This is a genomic window from Streptomyces sp. NRRL B-3229, from assembly GCF_000719505.1.
In the GTDB taxonomy this organism is placed as follows: Bacteria; Actinomycetota; Actinomycetes; order Streptomycetales; family Streptomycetaceae; genus Streptomyces; species Streptomyces griseorubiginosus.
Window position 1 is genome coordinate 75,631 of the sequence record NZ_JOGP01000021.1, and the last position, 17,636, is coordinate 93,266.

The window sequence follows — 17,636 nt, forward strand, 5'->3', positions numbered from 1 at the left end:
TACAAGATCGACCGATTACGAGGCCCCCACCGTGCGCCGACGCTCACTCATCATTGCCGTTCCCGCAGGACTGGCCACTCTCGCCGCATGCGGTGACGACAAGTCCGACTCGAGCAAGGCGAGCGACAGCACGTCACCCTCGGCGTCGTCCTCGGCCTCCTCGGCGCCACCGCCGAAGATCGTCGACGGTCCGCTGCCGGCGATCACCGCGGGCGCGAAGTTCGGTGAGAAGCCGACCGTGGCCAAGGGCAGCGGTTCCCCGTCCGACCAGCTCGCGGTCAAGACGCTGATCACGGGCAACGGCACCACGGTCGCCGAGGGCGACTACATCCAGGCCCACTACCTGGGCCAGATCTACTCCACCGCGAAGGTCTTCGACAACTCCTACGACCGCAAGACGCCGCTGGTCATTCAGCTCGCGCAGAGCAGCATCATCGACGGCTGGCGGTACGCCCTGCCGGGCAAGAAGGCCGGCAGCCGCGTCGAGTTCTCGGTGCCGCCCACCTGGGCGTACGGCAAGGAGGGCAACGCGCAGGCGGGCATCAAGGGCACCGACACGCTGGTGTTCGTCGTCGACATCCAGAACACGTTCAACGGCAAGAGCTCCGCCAAGGGCAAGAACGTCCCGCAGACCGACTCCGCGCTGCCCAAGGTCGGCACCAACACCGACGGCAAGGCCCCTTCCATCGAGGTGCCCAAGAAGGCCGCGCCCACCAAGCTGGTGTCGGAGTACGTCATCGAGGGCGACGGCGACGAGGTCGCTGCGGACAGCACCCTGCTCGTGCAGTACAAGGGCGTGGTGTGGGACTCCGGCAAGGAGTTCGACTCGACGTACAGCCGGGGGCAGCTGGCCTCGTTCTCGCTCCAGCAGGTCGTCAAGGGCTGGGCGCAGGGCCTGACCGGCAAGAAGGTGGGCAGCCGGGTGCTCATCTCCATCCCGCCGAAGCTGGGCTACGGCGACAAGCCGCCGGCCGGCAGCGGTATCGAGAAGGACTCCACGCTGGTCTTCACCGTGGACATCCTGGCGAAGATGTGACGCACGGGGGACATGCGCGCAGGTCCTTGGCGGGGATGTAAGACTGGTCCCTGTTGCCTTTCCGTGAACAAGCAGGAGCGAGTGACGTGAGCATCGACAAGCCCGAGATCGACTTCCCTGAGGGCGCGCCCCCGGCGGACCTGGAGATCAAGGACATCTGGGAGGGCGACGGCGAGGTTGCGCAGGCCGGCCAGACCGTCACCGTCCACTACGTGGGCGTCTCCTTCAGCACCGGCGAGGAGTTCGACGCCAGCTGGAACCGCGGTCAGCCCTTCCGCTTCCCGCTGGGCGGCGGCCGGGTCATCAAGGGCTGGGACCAGGGCGTGCAGGGCATGAAGGTCGGTGGCCGTCGCCAGCTGACCATTCCGGCCCACCTCGCCTACGGCAACCAGAGCCCCACCCCGGCGATCAAGCCCGGTGAGACCCTGATCTTCGTGGTCGACCTCATCGCCGTCTGATCGTCGTACCGCGGCATCAGAACAGTCGTAAAGGATCGCGTCCCGGTCGGATCGTCGTACGACATCCGACCGGACCCGATCGACCAGGGTCCATGCCTGTCCGTGCATGGGCCCTCGGCTTTTCCCTTGCTCCTTCGGGGCGGTACGGTCATCGTCCGTAAGCACCATAGGGAGGCGAAGGGCGTCGATGGCCATTGCCAAGGCCGAGCGGCTGATGAATCTGGCGCTGTGTCTGCTCGGGACGCGACGGCCGCTCAGCAAGCGGGAGCTCCGGGAGTCCATCGAGGCCTACCTGGAAGCCAATTCCGACGACTCCTTCAACCGGATGTTCGAGCGCGACAAGGACGATCTGCGCGAACTCGGCCTTGTGATCGAGACCGTTGAGAATCTCGACGGCGAAGTCGGCTATCTCGCCCGGCGGGACAGCAACCGGCTGCCGCCCATCACCCTCGACGCCGAGGAGGCCGCGGCCCTGGGGCTCGCCGCCAAGGTGTGGCAGCAGGCCCGGCTCGCGGGCGCGGCCAGCGGCGCGTTGCAGAAGCTGCGCGCGGCGGGGCTGCCCGAGGACGTCGACCCGTACGAGGCGCACGGCGCCCTGGAGCCGCGCATCCCGGTGCACGAGGCCTCCTTCGAGCCCCTGATGCTCGCCTGCCGCGACCGCCGCCCGGTCGTCTTCGACTACCGCAAGGCCACGGCCGCCCACCCCGAGCCCCGCCATGTGGAGCCGTGGGCGCTGGAGTGCTGGCGCGGACACTGGTACCTGGCCGGCTTCGACCGCGACCGGGGTGCCGAGCGGGTGTTCCGGCTCTCCCGGATCACCGGCAAGGTCCGCTCGCGCGGGACGCGCTTCACCGCCCCGGTCCCCGACGTCGTCACCGTCCGCGAGACCGTGGCGGGCTGGGCGGGGGAGACCGCCGACCGCAGCGCGCTGATCCGGCTGCGCACGGGCGCCGGGTACCCCTTGCGGGCGAAGGCCACCGCGGTGCGGGAACTCGGCGACGGCTGGGACGAGTTGGAGATTCCGTACGGCCACGGCTTGGACGCCTGGCTGGTGGAGTTCGGCCCCGACGTGGTGGTCCTGGAGCCCGCCGAACTGCGGGCCGACGTGGTGGACCGGCTGCGTGCCGTGGCCAAGGGCTGAGGGGGAGCGGAAGAGATCATGGCAGGCAAACCGGTCAGGCCGACGAACGCCATCGACCAGACCCGGCGGATGCTCTCCCTGGTGACCTATCTCAAGGAGCGCCCCGGGGCGCGGGTCGAGGACGTGGCCCGGGCCTTCGGGATCACCGAGGACGAGCTGGTCTCCGACCTCGACGTGCTGCCCATGTGCGGCACCAGCTTCCGCGGCGGCGACCTGCTCGACATCGACACCGACGGCGAGCGGATCTGGTGGCACAACCCCGCCGCGCTGGGCGAGGAGACGGCCGAGCCGCTCCGGCTCGCCGCCGACGAGGCGACCGCGCTCCTGGTGGCCGCCCGCGCGGTCTCCACGCTGCCGGGCCTCCGGGAGAGCGACCGGCAGGCGCTGCTGCGGGCCACCGCCAAGGTGGAGACCGCGGCCGGGGAACAGGCGGGCGCGAGCTCCCGGCTGTCGGTGACCTTCGAGTCCGAGGGCGGGGTCTTCGCGGACGTGGACCGGGCCATCTCCGAGCGGCGCCGGCTGTGGATCCGCTACTACTCACCGGCCCGCGACGAGGTCACCGAACGCGAGATCGACCCGATCCGCCTGGTGAGTGTCGGTCACACCTATGTCGAGGCCTGGTGCCGGCGCTCCGAGGCGCGGCGCACCTTCCGGCTCGACCGGGTCGCCGAGATCAAGATCCTCGACGAGCCGTCGGCGCCCCCGGAGATCGAGCTCAGGGACCTGTCCGAGGGGCTCGTGCAGCCCGCCGCCGAGGACCCCGAGGTCGTCGTCGAGGTCGGTCCCGGCGGTCGCTGGGTCGCCGAGTACTACCCGCACGACAGTGCGGATGAGCTTTCCGACGGCGGGCTGCGTATTACCCTGCGCACCCCCGACCCGGCGTCGCTGCGGCGCCTGGCGCTCCGGCTCGGCCGCGACGGCCGCATCGTCTCGCCGCGCGATCTCGCCGACAGCGCGCGTGAGGCGGCGCGCGAGGCGCTGGCGGCCTACGACGGGGTCGAGGCGCACGGCGCCCACGGGGCGGGCGCGGGGCGCGAGGGGCGGCGCGACGGGCAGGACGACAGGCGGGAGCAGGGGCTTTGAGCGAGTCGGCGACGTCCGGTGCGGGGATGACGGTGGCTGCCGCCTTCGCGGGGATGAGAAGCGCGGCGCCGGTGACCTTCAAGGCCGGCTGCCCGGACTGCCGGGAGCGGTTCGAGCTGGCCGCGAGCGCCCTGCGCCTGGCCATCGGCGCCTCCAGCCGCACCACCTTCTACTCCTTCACCTGCCCCGAGTGCGGCGCCGCCGTCCGCAAGCCCGCCGGTGAACGGATCGTGGAGCTGCTGACCGGTGGCGGGGTGCAGACGCTGCGGCTGCACTCCACCCTCTAGGCTCGGTGCCATGTTCTGGCCGATGTTCGCGGTAGCTCTGGGTTTCACGGGTCTCGCCGTCCTGGGCGTGCTCGCCGTCCGGGTCTTCCTGGAGGCGCAACGCCTCGCCCGCCAGGTCACGGAGTCCACGCGGCGCATCAACCGGGCCGCCGAGGACCTGGAGCGGGCGGCGGTCAGCACGGCCCGTTCCGCGAACTCACTGTGAGTGCGGCTGAGAGTCGGGTGTGAGTCGAGCGCCGGAAGCGTTTTGGGGCACTTCGCCCTGTCACCGGGCCGGGGTCGGCAGGTACGCTGCTGGTCGCGGTCCGGATAACGAGGCTCGGTCGCGAACCGGGAGTACGCACAGGGATTGCCAGGCGTTCACCCCTGAGCGTTACGATCGCTGCCAGCACGGCTGGTCGGACAGGTGTCCGACCGGTCGGACAGCACCCCACAAGCCGCCTCGGTGAGAAGGTAAAGACTTATGTTCGGAAGGCTCGGCGCCCCCGAGATCATTCTCATCCTCGTCGTCGTCATCCTGCTGTTCGGCGCGAAGAAGCTTCCCGACATGGCGCGCTCCCTCGGCAAGTCCGCCCGCATCCTCAAGAGCGAGGCGAAGGCGATGAAGGAAGAGGGCAGCGGCAGCACGACCACCCCTGCCGGCCCGCCCAGCACCGACGAGCAGGCCTCTCAGCGCACCATCCAGGCTTCCCCGGGCGACGTGACCAGCTCGCGCCCGGTCACCGAGCCGACGGACACGACCAAGCGCTGACGCGGGGCCGGTGACCTCCGGCCCGCCTGCACGAGATGGGAACGTGGGTTGCTCAAGTCTGCCCGCAAAGAGGAGAAGGATCCCGAGGGGCGGATGCCTCTCGCGGATCACCTTCGTGAGCTCCGCAACCGGCTCGCGAAGGCGATGCTGGCCATCATCGTCGTCACGGTGATCGCCGCCTTCTTCTACAACGACATCATCAACTTGATCACCAGGCCGATCCTCGACGCGGTCGGCTGTGACAAGTCCTTCGCGGAACTGGCCCGGTCGACGAAGTCGACCAAGCCGTGCGCCGAGATCACCATCAACGGCCTCCTGACGCCCTTCACCCTCGCGCTGAAGGTGTCCCTGATGGCCGGTGTCGTCGCGGCATCGCCGGTCTGGCTCTACCAGCTGTGGGCCTTCGTCGCCCCCGGTCTGCACCGCCACGAGAAGAAGTACGCCTACGCGTTCGTCGGCACCGGTGCCCCGCTCTTCCTCGTCGGCGCCTACTTCGCCTACTCGGTCCTGCCGACCACGGCCCAGGTGCTGATCGGTTTCACCCCGGGCGGCACCTCCAACCTGCTGCCCCTGGACGATCTGCTCGACCTCGTCCTGCGCATGGTGCTGGTCTTCGGCCTCTCCTTCGAGCTGCCGCTGCTGCTGGTCTTCCTCAACCTCACCGGGCTGATCACCGGCAAGCGCATGCTCGGCTGGTGGCGCGGCATGATCATGGCCATCACCGTGTTCGCGGCCGTCGCCACGCCGAGCACCGACCCCCTGACGATGCTGGCGCTCGCCGCGCCGATCTGGGTGCTGTACTTCGGTGCGACCGTCTTCTCCCTGCTCAACGACCGCCGCAAGCGCCGCCGCGAGGCCGAGGGCCCCGCCGACGACGAGGCGTCCGAGCTGGACCTGACCCCCGAGGCCATAGGCGAGGTCGAGACCGTCTCCGCGAGCCGGGCGCTGCCCGAGCAGTCGGCGACGGACCGGGTCAACGGTTATGACGACGTGACCTGACGACCGGGGCCCAGCTCATAAGGTCACTTCCGTGACCTGCGAGATCACCCTCTTCGTCAACCCCACCGCGGGCCGCGGCCGGGGCGCCCGAGCGGCGCGGCCGGCCGCTTCCGCGTTGCGGGCGGCCGGCTTCTCGGTGCGGACCGTCCTCGGCGAGAACGCCCCCGACGCCCTCGCACGCGCGCGTGCCGCCGTGCGGGACGGCACCGGAGCCCTCATCGCCGTCGGCGGCGACGGCATGGCCAACCTCGCCCTCCAGGCCGTCGCCGGCACCCGCACCCCCTTCGGCCTGATCGCCGTCGGCACCGGCAACGACCTCGCCCGCACCCTCGGCCTGCCGGTGCGCGACCCCGCCGCAGCGGCCCGGCTGATCGCCGAGGCACTCAAGGACGGCCGCCTGAACGACATCGACCTCGGCCGGGTCGGCGACCACTGGTTCGGCACCGTCCTCGCCTCCGGCCTGGACTCCCGCGTCAACGACCGCGGCAACCGCATGAGATGGCCCCTCGGCCGCTTCAAGTACGACCTCGCCCTGCTCGCCGAACTCGCCGCCTTCCGGCCCGTCCCCTACCGGATCACGCTCGACGACGGCCAGGTGCGCGAGGTCGAGGCGACCCTGGTGGCCGTCGGCAACGGCTCCTCGTACGGCGGCGGCATGCGGATCTGCCCGGGCGCGGACCTCACCGACGGGCTCTTCGACGTCACGGTGGTCGGCGACTGCACCCGGACGACGCTGCTGCGGGTGTTCCCGCGCGTGTACCGCGGCACCCACGTCGAGCATCCCAAGGTCAGCGTCGTGCGGGCGGCGAAGGTCGAGATCGCCGCACACGACGTGACCGGGTACGCGGACGGCGAACCGCTCGGGCCGCTGCCGCTCACCGCGCGGTGCGTCCGCGCGGCCGTGTCCGTCATAGGTCCGTGAACTGCGTGAAGAGCAGGTTTCACGGGATCCGATCCGGATAATGATCGTCCTGTTGTCAGTGGGGCCCGGTACGCTCGAAAGCACGATGACAGAGGACCTCTCACCGGCCGAGCGGTACGCGGCAGCCCGCCTGCGGGCAGCCGAGCAGGCCACCGCGCTCGCGGGCTTCCGCGAGATGTACGACTTCGGTCTCGACCCCTTCCAGATCGAGGCCTGCAAGGCTCTCGAGGCCGGCAAGGGCGTGCTGGTCGCCGCCCCCACCGGCTCCGGCAAGACGATCGTCGGCGAGTTCGCCGTCCACCTCGCCCTGAAACAGGGCAAGAAGTGCTTCTACACCACCCCCATCAAGGCGCTGTCCAACCAGAAGTACGCGGACCTCAGCCGCCGTTACGGCGCCGACAAGGTCGGCCTGCTCACCGGCGACAACAGCGTCAACTCCGACGCCCCCGTGGTCGTGATGACCACCGAGGTGCTGCGGAACATGCTGTACGCGGGCTCGCAGACCCTCCTCGGCCTCGGCTACGTGGTCATGGACGAGGTGCACTACCTCTCCGACCGCTTCCGGGGCGCCGTGTGGGAAGAGGTGATCATCCACCTGCCCGAGTCGGTGACCCTGGTGTCCCTGTCGGCGACCGTGTCCAACGCCGAGGAGTTCGGCGACTGGCTCGACACCGTCCGCGGTGACACCCAGGTGATCGTCTCCGAGCACCGGCCCGTGCCGCTGTTCCAGCACGTGCTCGCCGGACGGCGGATGTACGACCTGTTCGAGGAGGGCGAGGGCAACAAGAAGGCCGTCAACCCCGACCTCGTCCGGCTGGCCCGGATGGAGGCCCAGCGGCCGTCGTACCAGGACCGCAGGCGCGGCCGCGCCATGCGCGAGGCCGACCGGGAGCGGGAGCGCCGGCAGCGCTCCCGGGTGTGGACACCGAGCCGGCCCGAGGTCATCGAGCGGCTCGACGCCGAGGGGCTGCTGCCCGCCATCACGTTCATCTTCAGCCGCGCCGCCTGCGAGGCGGCCGTACAGCAGTGCCTGTACGCCGGTCTGCGGCTGAACGACGACGAGGCGCGCGCGAAGGTGCGCGCGCTCGTCGAGGAGCGCACCGCGTCGATCCCGACCGAGGACCTCCACGTCCTCGGGTACTACGAATGGCTGGAGGGCCTGGAGCGCGGTATCGCGGCCCACCACGCCGGCATGCTGCCGACCTTCAAGGAGGTCGTCGAGGAGCTGTTCGTCCGCGGACTGGTCAAGGCCGTGTTCGCGACCGAGACCCTCGCCCTGGGCATCAACATGCCCGCGCGGTCGGTGGTCCTGGAGAAGCTCGTCAAGTGGAACGGCGAGCAGCACGCCGACATCACGCCCGGCGAGTACACCCAGCTGACGGGGCGTGCGGGGCGGCGCGGCATCGACGTCGAGGGCCACGCGGTGGTGCTGTGGCAGCGCGGCAGCAGCCCCGAGCACCTCGCGGGTCTCGCGGGCACGCGCACGTACCCGCTGCGGTCCAGCTTCAAGCCGTCGTACAACATGGCGGTCAACCTCGTGGAGCAGTTCGGGCGGCACCGCTCGCGCGAGCTCCTGGAGACCTCCTTCGCGCAGTTCCAGGCCGACAAGTCGGTCGTCGGGATCTCCCGGCAGGTGCAGCGCAACGAGGAGGGCCTGGACGGCTACAAGGCCTCCATGACCTGCCACCTCGGCGACTTCGAGGAGTACGCGCGACTGCGGCGGGAGCTGAAGGACCGGGAGACCGAGCTGGCCCGGCAGGGAGCGAGCGAGCGACGGGCCGAGGCGGCCGTGGCGCTGGAGAAGCTCAAGCCGGGTGATGTCATCCATGTGCCGACCGGCAAGTACGCCGGTCTCGCCCTGGTCCTCGACCCGGGGCTGCCCGCCGGGCGGTCCAACGGCCACCGCGGCTTCGAGCAGCACGACGGTCCGCGGCCGCTGGTGCTCACCGCCGAACGGCAGGTCAAGCGGCTCGCGTCGATGGACTTCCCGGTGCCCGTCGAGGCGTTGGAGCGGATGCGGATCCCGAAGACCTTCAACCCGCGCTCACCGCAGTCCCGTCGGGACCTCGCCTCCGCGCTGCGCAGCAAGGCCGGGCACATTCCGCCGGAGCGGGCCCGCAAGAAGCGGTCCCAGGCCGCCGACGACCGGGAGATCGCCCGGCTGCGCACCGCGATCCGGGCGCACCCCTGCCACGGGTGCAACGACCGGGAGGACCACGCCCGTTGGGCCGAGCGCTACCACCGGCTGCTGCGGGACACCACACAGCTGGAGCGGCGGATCGAGGGCCGCACCAACACCATCGCGCGCACCTTCGACCGGATCGTGGCCCTGCTGACCGAGCTGGACTACCTGCGCGCTGACGAGGTCACCGAGCACGGCAAGCGGCTGGCCCGGCTGTACGGCGAGCTCGACCTGCTCGCCAGTGAGTGTCTGCGGGAAGGGGTCTGGGAGGGGCTCGGCCCCGCCGAACTCGCCGCGTGCGTCTCGGCGCTGGTGTACGAGTCACGGGTCGGCGACGACGCGATGGCTCCCAAGCTGCCGTCCGGGAAGGCCAAGGCCGCGCTCGGTGAGATGGTGCGGATCTGGGGACGCCTCGACGCCCTGGAGGAGGACTTCCGCATCAACCAGACCGAGGGGGTCGGGCAGCGGGAGCCCGATCTCGGGTTCGCCTGGTCCGCGTACATGTGGGCTTCCGGGAAGGGGCTCGACGAGGTGCTGCGGGAGGCGGAGATGCCGGCCGGGGACTTCGTGCGGTGGTGCAAGCAGGTGATCGATGTGCTGGGGCAGATCTCGGCGGCGGCGCCGGTGTCCGGGGGTGAGGGGTCGTCCTCCGTCGCGAAGAACGCGCGTAAGGCGGTTGATCTGTTGCTGAGAGGGGTTGTGGCCTACTCGTCGGTGGGGTGATCTTTCGTCGGCGGGCGCGGGTTGTCTGTGGCTGGTCGCGCAGTTCCCCGCGCCCCTGGGGTGGCAGACCTACTCGGCGTTCAGATAGGACCGCCAGCCACCGTGTGCCGTGATGTCCGCCGCGTTCACGAGGGCCGACGGCTCGCAGAGAAAGCCAGGGACCAGGCTGCCGTCCGCCAACTGCACCTTGCCCAAGGTCATTGGGCGGGGGAGGAGCGTCAGGAGGCGGCCCAGGCCCTCTGCCGGGAGGTGCCAGATCTCTGTCTCGATCTGCGCGCCGCCCTCGCCCACGTGCACCAGGCCCGGCTTCGGGGGGTCCGTGCGCAGGGCGTGCAGGCGGTACAGCGGGGCCGTGGTCGTCGTGCGGTCGTAGCGGGCGCCCAGGGAAAGGAGTTGGGGGTTCAGGGGCTGGCCCGTCAGGTGGGCGCCGACCACCGCCAGCCTGGTCTCCGGCTGGAGCAGGGCCGCGATCCTTGCCAGGCGCTCGTCCGTGTGGGCCGGCCCGATCAGCATCACGCCGAAGGGGAGGCCGTTCACCTCGCCCGCAGGGGCCGCGACCGCGGCGAGGTCGAACAGGTTCGTGGAGTTGGTGAAGCGGCCCAGGCGGGCGTTGGCGCCCAGCGGGTCGGCCGCCACCTCGGCGAGGGTCGGATGGCCGGGGGCGGTGGGCAGCAGGAGAGCGTCGGCGTCGGACAGCTCGGCCAGAGCCCGGGTCCGGAGGGCGGACAGACGGTCCAGGTCGGCGTAGAGCTGGTGGGCCGGGAGATCGCGGGCCCGGGTGATGATGGCAGCGACCGTCGGGTCCAGGGAGTCGTCGTTCGCCGCTGTCGCCTTGTCGATGAACGCACCCACCGCTGTGTAGCGCTCGGCGACGAACGCTCCCTCGTAGAGCATCGCCGCCGCCTCGGTGAAGGGCGTGAGGTCGAGTGCGCGGATCGCGGCGCCCGCCGCGCTGAGCTGGGCCACCGCCTCCTCGTACGCCTGTGCCCAGCCCTCGTCCAGTTCGCCGAGCTGCTCGAGCGGGGGGACCGCGATCCGCCAGGGGCCGGGGCGGCGGCCGGGGAGGGACGGGGCGGTGCCCGTCGTCATGTGCGCGAGGGCCTGTTCGGCCTCCGGGAGGGTGCGGGCGAAGACCGTCACGCAGTCGATCGAGGCGCAGGCCGGGACGACCCCGGTGGTGGGGACCAGGCCCCGGGTCGGCTTGAGGCCCACGATGCCGTTGAAGGCGGCCGGGACCCGGCCCGAGCCCGCGGTGTCGGTGCCGAGGGCGAAGTCCACGATGCCCAGGGCCACGGCGACCGCCGAGCCGGAGCTGGAGCCTCCGCTGATGCGCGACGGGTCGTGGGCGTTGCGGACCGCGCCGTGCGGGGAGCGGGTGCCGACCAGACCCGTCGCGAACTGGTCCAGGTTCGTGGTGCCGAGCACGAGCGCGCCCGCCGCGCGCAGGGCGGCGACCACCGGGGCATCCGCCCCGGGGTGGTAGGCGTACGACGGACAGCCCGCCGTCGTGGGCAGTCCGGCCACGTCGATGTTGCCCTTGACGGCGAACAGGCGGCCCGCGAGGGGCAGTTGCTCGCCCACCGACAGTCGTTCGTCGATCGCCGCGGCCTCCCGTTCGACCTCCTCCCGCGGGCGCAGGGCGATCCAGATCTCGGGGCGGTCCACGGCCTCGACGCGGTCGTAGGCGGCCCGTACCCGGGTGACGGTGATGGACATGGTGCGCTCCTCTTTCACTGTGCGGGCGGGGCCAGGACGAGCAGTGCCGTCCCCGCCTCCACCTGGTCGCCCGGCCTGGCCAGGATCTCCGCGACCACGCCGTCGGCGGGCGCGTGCACCCTGGACTCCATCTTCATCGCCTCCAGGGCGAGGAGCGGCTGCCCGGCCGTCACCTCGTCGCCCGGCTCGACGTTCAACTGCCATACGGAGGCTGCGAACTCGGCCTCGATCAGCCGGCCTCCCGCAGGCACGGCGATGTCGGCGGGGGCGGCCGCGGGGGCGGCCGCCGACTCGGCCCGGGCGAACTCGCCCGCCGCCTCCCACGCGTCCCGCTCGGCGCCGAAGGCCGCCTGCTGACGGGTCCTGAACTCCTCGATGGACCGGGCGTGTTCGGCCAGGAAGTCCTGGTACTCGGCGAGCGAGAAGGTGCCCTCCTCGATACGGGGCACGAAGCGGCCGGACGTGATGTCGGCGCGCAGCTCCAGGAGTTCGTCCGCCTCCACCGGATACCACTTGATCCGGTCGAAGAAGCGCAGCAGCCAGGGCGAGCCCGGCTCGAAGGCGCCGCGCTGCTGCCAGGGCGACCACACCTGGGTCGTCCGGCCCACGAACTGGTAGCCGCCGGGGCCCTCCATGCCGTAGATGCAGAGGTACGCGCCGCCGATGCCGACCGAGTTCTCGGCGGTCCAGGTGCGGGCCGGGTTGTACTTCGTGGTCACCAGGCGGTGGCGCGGGTCGAGGGGGGTGGCCACCGGGGCGCCCAGGTAGACGTCTCCCAGGCCCAGGACGAGGTACTCGGCGTCGAAGACCGTGCGGTACACGTCGTCCACCGAGTCCAGGCCGTTGACGCGGCGGATGAACTCGATGTTCCAGGGGCACCAGGGGGCGTCGTCGCGGACGCCCGCCATGTAGCGGGCGATCGCCTCGCGGGTGGCGGGGTCGTCCCAGGAGAGGGGGAGATGCACTGTGCGCGAGGGCACGACCAGTTGGTCGGACGGGGGGAGCGAGGCGGTGATCTCCCGTACCGCGGTGAGGAGTTGCTCCTGCGGGAGGCGGCCCGGGTCCGTCTGGATCTGGAGGGAGCGGATGCCGGGCGTGAGGTCGGTGATGCCGTCGGGGCCGCGCTCGGCCACCGCCTCCATGAGGGCGTGGACGCGCATGCGGAGGGCCAGGTCCAGCTGCATGGGGCCGAACTCGACCAGCAGGTTGTCGTCGCCGCTGCGGCGGTAGGTCACATCGCCGTCGCGGGCCAGGATGCCGCCGTCCACGATGACCGGGCGTGGCGAGCCGTCCGTGTTCACGGGCACGAAGCGCACGGTGTCGCCCGGGCGCAGCTGGCCCAGTTTCCAGCGCTCGGTGCTGAGCACGGTCGCCGGGCAGACGAAGCCGCCCAGGGACGGCCCGTCGGGGCCGAGCAGGACCGGCATGTCACCGGTGTAGTCGACCGCTCCGACCGAGTAGGGGGTGTCGTGGATGTTGGACGGGTGCAGGCCCGCCTCGCCGCCGTCGGTGCGGGCCCAGCGGGGTTTGGGGCCGACCAGACGGACGCCGGTGCGGGCCGAGTTGAAGTGGACCTTCCAGTCGGCGGCGTAGAAGTCGCGGATGTCGTCCTCGGTGAAGAACTCCGGTGCGGCGTGGGGGCCTTCGACGGCGGCGATGTGCCAGGTGGAGGTGTAGGAGGGGCGGTCGAGGGCCGGGGTGGTGGCCGCGGTCGCGTGGTTGCCGGCCTTCCGGGGCGTGCCCGTTGCCTGGAGCGTGCCCGAGGTGTCGATGCCGCTGTGCAGCACGTCTCCCGTGCGCAGGGCCCGTCCGCCGTGGCCGCCGAAGCGGCCCAGGGTGAAGGTGCTCGCGCTGCCGAGGAAGGCGGGGACGTCGAGACCGCCGGCGAAGAGGACGTAGGTGCGCAGGCCGTGCTCGGCGGGTGCGCCCACCTCCAGGGTGCCGCCCGCCGGTACCCGGACCGGCTCCCACTGTGCGACCGGGGTGCCGTCCACGGTGACCGCGGCCGGGGCGCCCGTCACACAGACGGTTGTGGGGCGGGTGAACCTCAACGCCGGTCCCTGCAAGGTGCATTCGAGGCCGGGAGCGCCTTCCGGGTTGCCGAGTGCCTGGTTGCCGAGCCGGAAGGAGCGGTCGTCCATGGGGCCGCTCGGCGGCACGCCGACCTGCCAGTAGCCGGTACGGCCCGGCCAGTCCTGGACCGTGGTGAGGGTGCCGGCGGTGACGACCTCAATGCGCGGGGTCGGGTCGGTCACGCGGGCCAGGGTCGCCGTCGAGTGGGCCGCGGCCAGGAACGCGCTGTCGGACAGTGCCGCCCGGACCAGGCCCAGGTTGGTCTCGATGCCGTCCACGCGGGTGCGGGCCAGCGCCTCGTCCAGCCTGCGCAGAGCGTGTGCGCGGTCGGGGCCGTAGGCGATGATCTTCGCGAGCATCGGGTCGTACGACGTCGTCACCTCGGTGCCGGTCTCCACCCAGCCGTCGACGCGAACCCCGGTGGGGAACTCGACCCGGGTCAACAGACCTGCGCTGGGCCGGTGTTCGCGGGACGGGTCCTCGGCGTAGAGGCGGGCCTCGACGGCGTGGCCGCGCGGGGAGCCGGGTTCGCGCACCACGTCCCGCTCGCCGCGGGCCAGGCGGAGCATCCAGGCGACCAGGTCGACGCCGTAGATCTCCTCGGTGACCGGATGCTCCACCTGGAGGCGGGTGTTGACCTCCAGGAAGTAGGCCTCCTCGCGGGCCGCGTCGTACACGAACTCGACGGTTCCCGCGGAGCGGTAGCCGACCGAGGCACACAAGTCACGTGCACTGGAGGCGAGTTGTGCCCGGACGTGGTCGGGAAGATCGGGCGCCGGTGCCTCCTCCAGGACCTTCTGGTTGCGGCGCTGAAGGGAGCAGTCGCGGTCGCCGAAGGTGACGACCGTGCCCTCGCCGTCGCCGAAGACCTGCACCTCGACATGGCGGGCCCGCTCGACGAGCCGCTCCAGGAAGACCCCGGCGGAGGAGAAGGACGCGGCGGCGACGCGCTGCACCCGGTCCCAGGCGTCGGTCAGTTCGGCGGCGGAGCGGCAGGCCGACATGCCGATGCCACCGCCCCCGCCGGTGGCCTTCAGCATCACGGGATAGCCGATGGCCTCCGCCGCTTCCAGGGCGTCCTCGTCCGACGACAGCAGGTCCGTACCCGGTGCCAGCGGCACTCCCGCGGCCTGTGCCGCCGCCCGTGCCGTGTGCTTGGCGCCGAACAGCTCCAGCTGCCGGGGCGTGGGGCCGACGAACACGATCCCCGCCGCTTCGCACCGGCGCGCGAACTCGGCGTCCTCGGACAGGAATCCGTAGCCGGGGTGGACGGCGCCCGCGCCGGAGTCCTTGGCCGCCTTCAGGACGAGGTCGGCGTCGAGGTACGACTCCTTCGCGGGGGCCGGGCCCAGGCGTACGGCCGTGTCGGCGAGGCGGACGTGGGGGGCGGAGCGGTCGGCGTCGGAGTACACCGCGACGGTTCTCAGGCCGAGTTGGCGGGCGGTGCGGATGATGCGGACCGCTATCTCGCCCCGGTTGGCGACGAGGAGGGTGTCGAAGGTCATGCGCCGGCCCCGATCGCGGTCTGGGCGGCGCCGGTTGTGGTGCCGGCGGCGCCGGTGGTGGCACCCGCGGCGCTGGTGACGGCCCCCGCGGCTGCGATCGTCATCTCCACCGGCGTCGGGTCGAAGCCGTTGCAAGGGTTGTTGATCTGGGGGCAGTTGGAGACGAGGACGAGGACGTCGCGTTCCGCGCGCAGGGTCAGGGACAGGCCGGGGGCGGAGATGCCGTCGACGATGCCGAGGGTGCCGTCCTGCTCGACGGGCACGTTCATGTACCAGTTGATGTTGGAGACGAGGTCGCGCTTGCCCAGGCCGTGCTTCGCGCCCTCCGCGAGGAAGTTGTCCACACAGGCGTGCTGCGACCAGGTGTGGTGGCCGTAGCGCAGGGTGTTGGACTCCTTGGAGCAGGCGCCGCCGACCGTGTCGTGGCGGCCCACGTCGTCGGCGGTGACCGTCATCAGCGGGGTGTGCTCGTTGGACATCAGCACGCTGCCGGTGGTGAGGAAGATGCCGCCCTGTGCCTGGATGGTGTCGGGGGCGCTGTAGCGGACGGCCGTGTCGTGGGCGTCGTAGACGAGGAAGTCGACGGCCTGGTTGCCGCGCAGGTCGGTGACGGTGAGCGACTCGCCCTCGCGGATGACGGCGGACCAGGCGGCGCGGGCCGGGACGACCGCCCTCCTGAGCGGTGCTTCGGCCTTCGGGAGGGTCTCCTCGGGCTTCGAGAGTGTCTCCTCGGGCTTCATGCGCGTCCCTTCGAGGCGAGGAAGTCGGCGGTGTTGAGGAAGGCGCGGCGGCCTTCGGGGGTGGCGTCCCAGAGCGGGTCGCCGGGGCAGGTGGGCTCGGCGCGCCAGGCGAGCACTTCGAGGGGAGTGCTGACGTAGTCGGGTCGCGGGTCGGCGGGGTGCGGGACGTTCGCGATCAGCACGGTCACGTCCTGCTCGGCGCGGAGGGTGACGCCGGCGCCGGGGCCCGCCGAGCCGGTGAAGTCCAGCGTGCCGTCCTCGCGGATTCGTACGCCCTGGAAGAAGGAGAGGGAGGGCGGCAGGTCACGGGGTTCGAGGCCGTTCTTCGCCGCCGCCAGCTTGAAGAGTTCGCGGCCGGCGGGGGAGGGGCTCTGCGGGGTGCCGTCGCCGTAGCGCTCGGTGTTGCGGGCCAGGGTGGAGGTGCCGCACAGGGCGTCGTGCCGACCGGAGGTGTCCTGGGTGACGCTCGCGAGGACGCGGCCCTGGTCGGACAGCAGGAGCAGGCCCTCGCCGAGGTAGGCGTTCCACTGGACCTTGACCGTGTCGGCGACGTTGAGGCGCTCCCAGGGGCGGCCGTCCGCGTACAGCAGGAGGTGTGCGCAGGCGTCCCCGCGGAGGTCGGTGAGGCGGAGTTCGGTGCCGCGGGCCAGGACGCGGTGGGTGTAGTTGCCGCCCGCGACGGTCTCCGCCCACACCAGGTGGCCCGCCGCGCAGGGAGGGTCCGGCCAGGCCGCGGCAGGGACGACGGGCATGGCTTCGGCGCGGGTGCCGTCCTGTGCGCGGGCGTGGTCTCGCGCTCCGTAGGTGGTCTCTGTGGCCATGGCGGGACCTCCGGCTGCGGGGGATTTCTGTCGCTTGACAGAAATTAGGCGTGGGGCGGGTCGGGGCGGTTGCTCGGGTGTTGCCGGTTGGTTACCGGGGGCTCACGGGGGTGCGGGGTGCGGGGTTCGGATCGGGGGCGGGCCTTGCGCGCCGGGGGCGTGGCGTGCCGGAGTTCCCCGACCGGGGCTGCTGCCCTCCGGAACCGTGCCGGCGTGCTCCGGCCCCGTGGCGTGCTCCGGGCCCGTGCGTGGCGTGCTCCGGAACCGTGCCGGCGTGCTCCGGACCCGCGCCGGAGTCCTTCGGACCCGTGTCGGCGGGCTCCAGACCCGTGCGTGGCGTGCTCCGGCCCCGTGTCGGAACTGTGCGAAGGCCGGTCGGAGATCGTCGCGCGCCCCATGTGCGAGGATCGAACGCATGGGTACGACGGGTGGTGCGGCGGAGTCGGGGCGGCGGGTCGGGAGGCCGCGTGCTGCTCGACGGCCGGAGAGCGGGCTCGCGCCGCGTGCGGAACTCCTCGTCGCCGCCGCCGAGTTGTTCACCACCCTCGGTTACGCCGCCACCAGCACCCGCGCCGTCGCCGAGCGGGCCGGCATGCGGCAGGCGTCCATGTACCACTACGTCTCCGGCAAGGAGGAACTCCTCGCCGAGCTCCTGGAGTCCACCGTCACGCCCTCGCTGGCGTACGCCCGCGAACTGCTCGCCGACGACACGGTCCTGCCCGAGCGCCGGCTGTGGGAGCTGTGCCGCGCGGACGTCGAGGTGCTGTGCGGGGGCCCGTACAACCTCGGCGGCCTCTATCTGCTGCCGGAGGTGCGCACGGAGCGGTTCGCCGGCTTCCACGCCGTGCGCGCCGAACTCAAGGACGCCTACCGCCAGTCGATCGCGGCGACGGCCGCGGGCGGTGCCCTCGCCAAGAGCGAACTCGATCTCCGTACGGACCTGGTGTTCGGCCTGATCGAGGGCGTGATCCTCGTCCACCGCTCCGATCCCGAGCGCCCGGTCTCCGTCTTCGCGGAAGCCACCGCGGACGCCGCGCTGCGGATCGCCGGGGTCTGAGGCCGCCGGAAGACATCCGAAGGCACCCCGAAGGCGTTCTTCACCCACCACGGTGAGCGCGTTTCGCACGCCCGTCCATCATGACTCACCGTGTGCGAGCGATGCCTGAGCGTGTAAATGAGCCGAGGGTACTCCAGTCCGG

At 71.6% G+C, this 17,636-nt stretch carries 15 protein-coding genes; 11 read left to right on the top strand and 4 right to left on the bottom strand.

The annotated features are described in order from the left end of the window. The first annotated feature begins 31 nt into the window (after positions 1-31). From IF54_RS0129980 to IF54_RS0130025, 10 genes are all read left to right on the top strand, one after another. Complete coding sequence (locus IF54_RS0129980) at positions 32-1,036, top strand: FKBP-type peptidyl-prolyl cis-trans isomerase (protein ID WP_020141355.1); 1,005 nt, start codon at positions 32-34, stop codon at positions 1,034-1,036. An 86-nt stretch (positions 1,037-1,122) separates the two neighbouring features. Next, positions 1,123-1,494 (top strand): FKBP-type peptidyl-prolyl cis-trans isomerase, encoded by a 372-nt coding sequence (locus IF54_RS0129985; RefSeq protein ID WP_020141356.1) that lies wholly within the window; start codon positions 1,123-1,125, stop codon positions 1,492-1,494. Positions 1,495-1,681: 187 nt separating this feature from the next. Further along, a complete protein-coding gene (locus tag IF54_RS0129990; protein WP_020141357.1) occupies positions 1,682-2,635 on the top strand; it encodes a helix-turn-helix transcriptional regulator in 954 nt (317 codons plus the stop codon). Positions 2,636-2,653: 18 nt separating this feature from the next. After that, complete coding sequence (locus IF54_RS0129995) at positions 2,654-3,718, top strand: helix-turn-helix transcriptional regulator (protein WP_030324374.1); 1,065 nt, start codon at positions 2,654-2,656, stop codon at positions 3,716-3,718. Beyond that, positions 3,715-4,005 (top strand): hypothetical protein, encoded by a 291-nt coding sequence (locus IF54_RS0130000; RefSeq protein ID WP_030324375.1) that lies wholly within the window; start codon positions 3,715-3,717, stop codon positions 4,003-4,005. The genes IF54_RS0129995 and IF54_RS0130000 overlap by 4 nt, the downstream gene beginning before the upstream one ends. Before the next feature lie 10 nt (positions 4,006-4,015). After that, positions 4,016-4,210 (top strand): hypothetical protein, encoded by a 195-nt coding sequence (locus IF54_RS0130005; protein ID WP_030324376.1) that lies wholly within the window; start codon positions 4,016-4,018, stop codon positions 4,208-4,210. A 258-nt stretch (positions 4,211-4,468) separates the two neighbouring features. Continuing rightward, positions 4,469-4,756, top strand: coding sequence for a Sec-independent protein translocase subunit TatA (gene tatA / locus IF54_RS0130010; protein WP_030324381.1), 288 nt, complete (start codon positions 4,469-4,471; stop codon positions 4,754-4,756). 48 nt (positions 4,757-4,804) lie between these two features. After that, positions 4,805-5,755 carry a twin-arginine translocase subunit TatC gene (gene tatC, locus IF54_RS0130015; protein WP_030324384.1) on the top strand — a complete coding sequence of 317 codons (951 nt, stop codon included), beginning with the start codon at positions 4,805-4,807 and terminating at the stop codon, positions 5,753-5,755. 31 nt (positions 5,756-5,786) lie between these two features. Further along, positions 5,787-6,677: a diacylglycerol kinase gene (locus IF54_RS0130020; protein ID WP_030324386.1), complete on the top strand. Its 891-nt coding sequence runs from the start codon at positions 5,787-5,789 to the stop codon at positions 6,675-6,677. Between the two features lie 40 nt (positions 6,678-6,717). After that, complete coding sequence (locus IF54_RS0130025) at positions 6,718-9,582, top strand: DEAD/DEAH box helicase (protein ID WP_030324388.1); 2,865 nt, start codon at positions 6,718-6,720, stop codon at positions 9,580-9,582. 69 nt (positions 9,583-9,651) lie between these two features. Here the strand turns inward: IF54_RS0130025 and atzF are convergent, their stop codons facing one another. Genes atzF through IF54_RS0130045 form a run of 4 tightly spaced genes read right to left on the bottom strand, consistent with a single transcriptional unit; the run spans position 9,652 to position 16,437 of the window. After that, positions 9,652-11,298 carry an allophanate hydrolase gene (gene atzF / locus IF54_RS0130030; protein ID WP_030324390.1) on the bottom strand — a complete coding sequence of 549 codons (1,647 nt, stop codon included), beginning with the start codon at positions 11,296-11,298 and terminating at the stop codon, positions 9,652-9,654. 14 nt (positions 11,299-11,312) lie between these two features. After that, a complete protein-coding gene (locus IF54_RS0130035) occupies positions 11,313-14,876 on the bottom strand; it encodes a 5-oxoprolinase/urea amidolyase family protein (protein ID WP_030324393.1) in 3,564 nt (1,187 codons plus the stop codon). After that, positions 14,873-15,616: an urea amidolyase associated protein UAAP2 gene (locus tag IF54_RS39860; protein WP_234439097.1), complete on the bottom strand. Its 744-nt coding sequence runs from the start codon at positions 15,614-15,616 to the stop codon at positions 14,873-14,875. The genes IF54_RS0130035 and IF54_RS39860 overlap by 4 nt, the downstream gene beginning before the upstream one ends. Then, a complete protein-coding gene (locus IF54_RS0130045) occupies positions 15,613-16,437 on the bottom strand; it encodes an urea amidolyase associated protein UAAP1 (protein WP_030324397.1) in 825 nt (274 codons plus the stop codon). The genes IF54_RS39860 and IF54_RS0130045 overlap by 4 nt, the downstream gene beginning before the upstream one ends. Positions 16,438-16,852: 415 nt before the next feature. On the opposite strand from IF54_RS0130045, the gene IF54_RS0130050 reads away from it, so the two are divergent. Next, positions 16,853-17,494 carry a TetR/AcrR family transcriptional regulator gene (locus IF54_RS0130050; protein ID WP_030324400.1) on the top strand — a complete coding sequence of 214 codons (642 nt, stop codon included), beginning with the start codon at positions 16,853-16,855 and terminating at the stop codon, positions 17,492-17,494. Positions 17,495-17,636 lie beyond the last annotated feature (142 nt).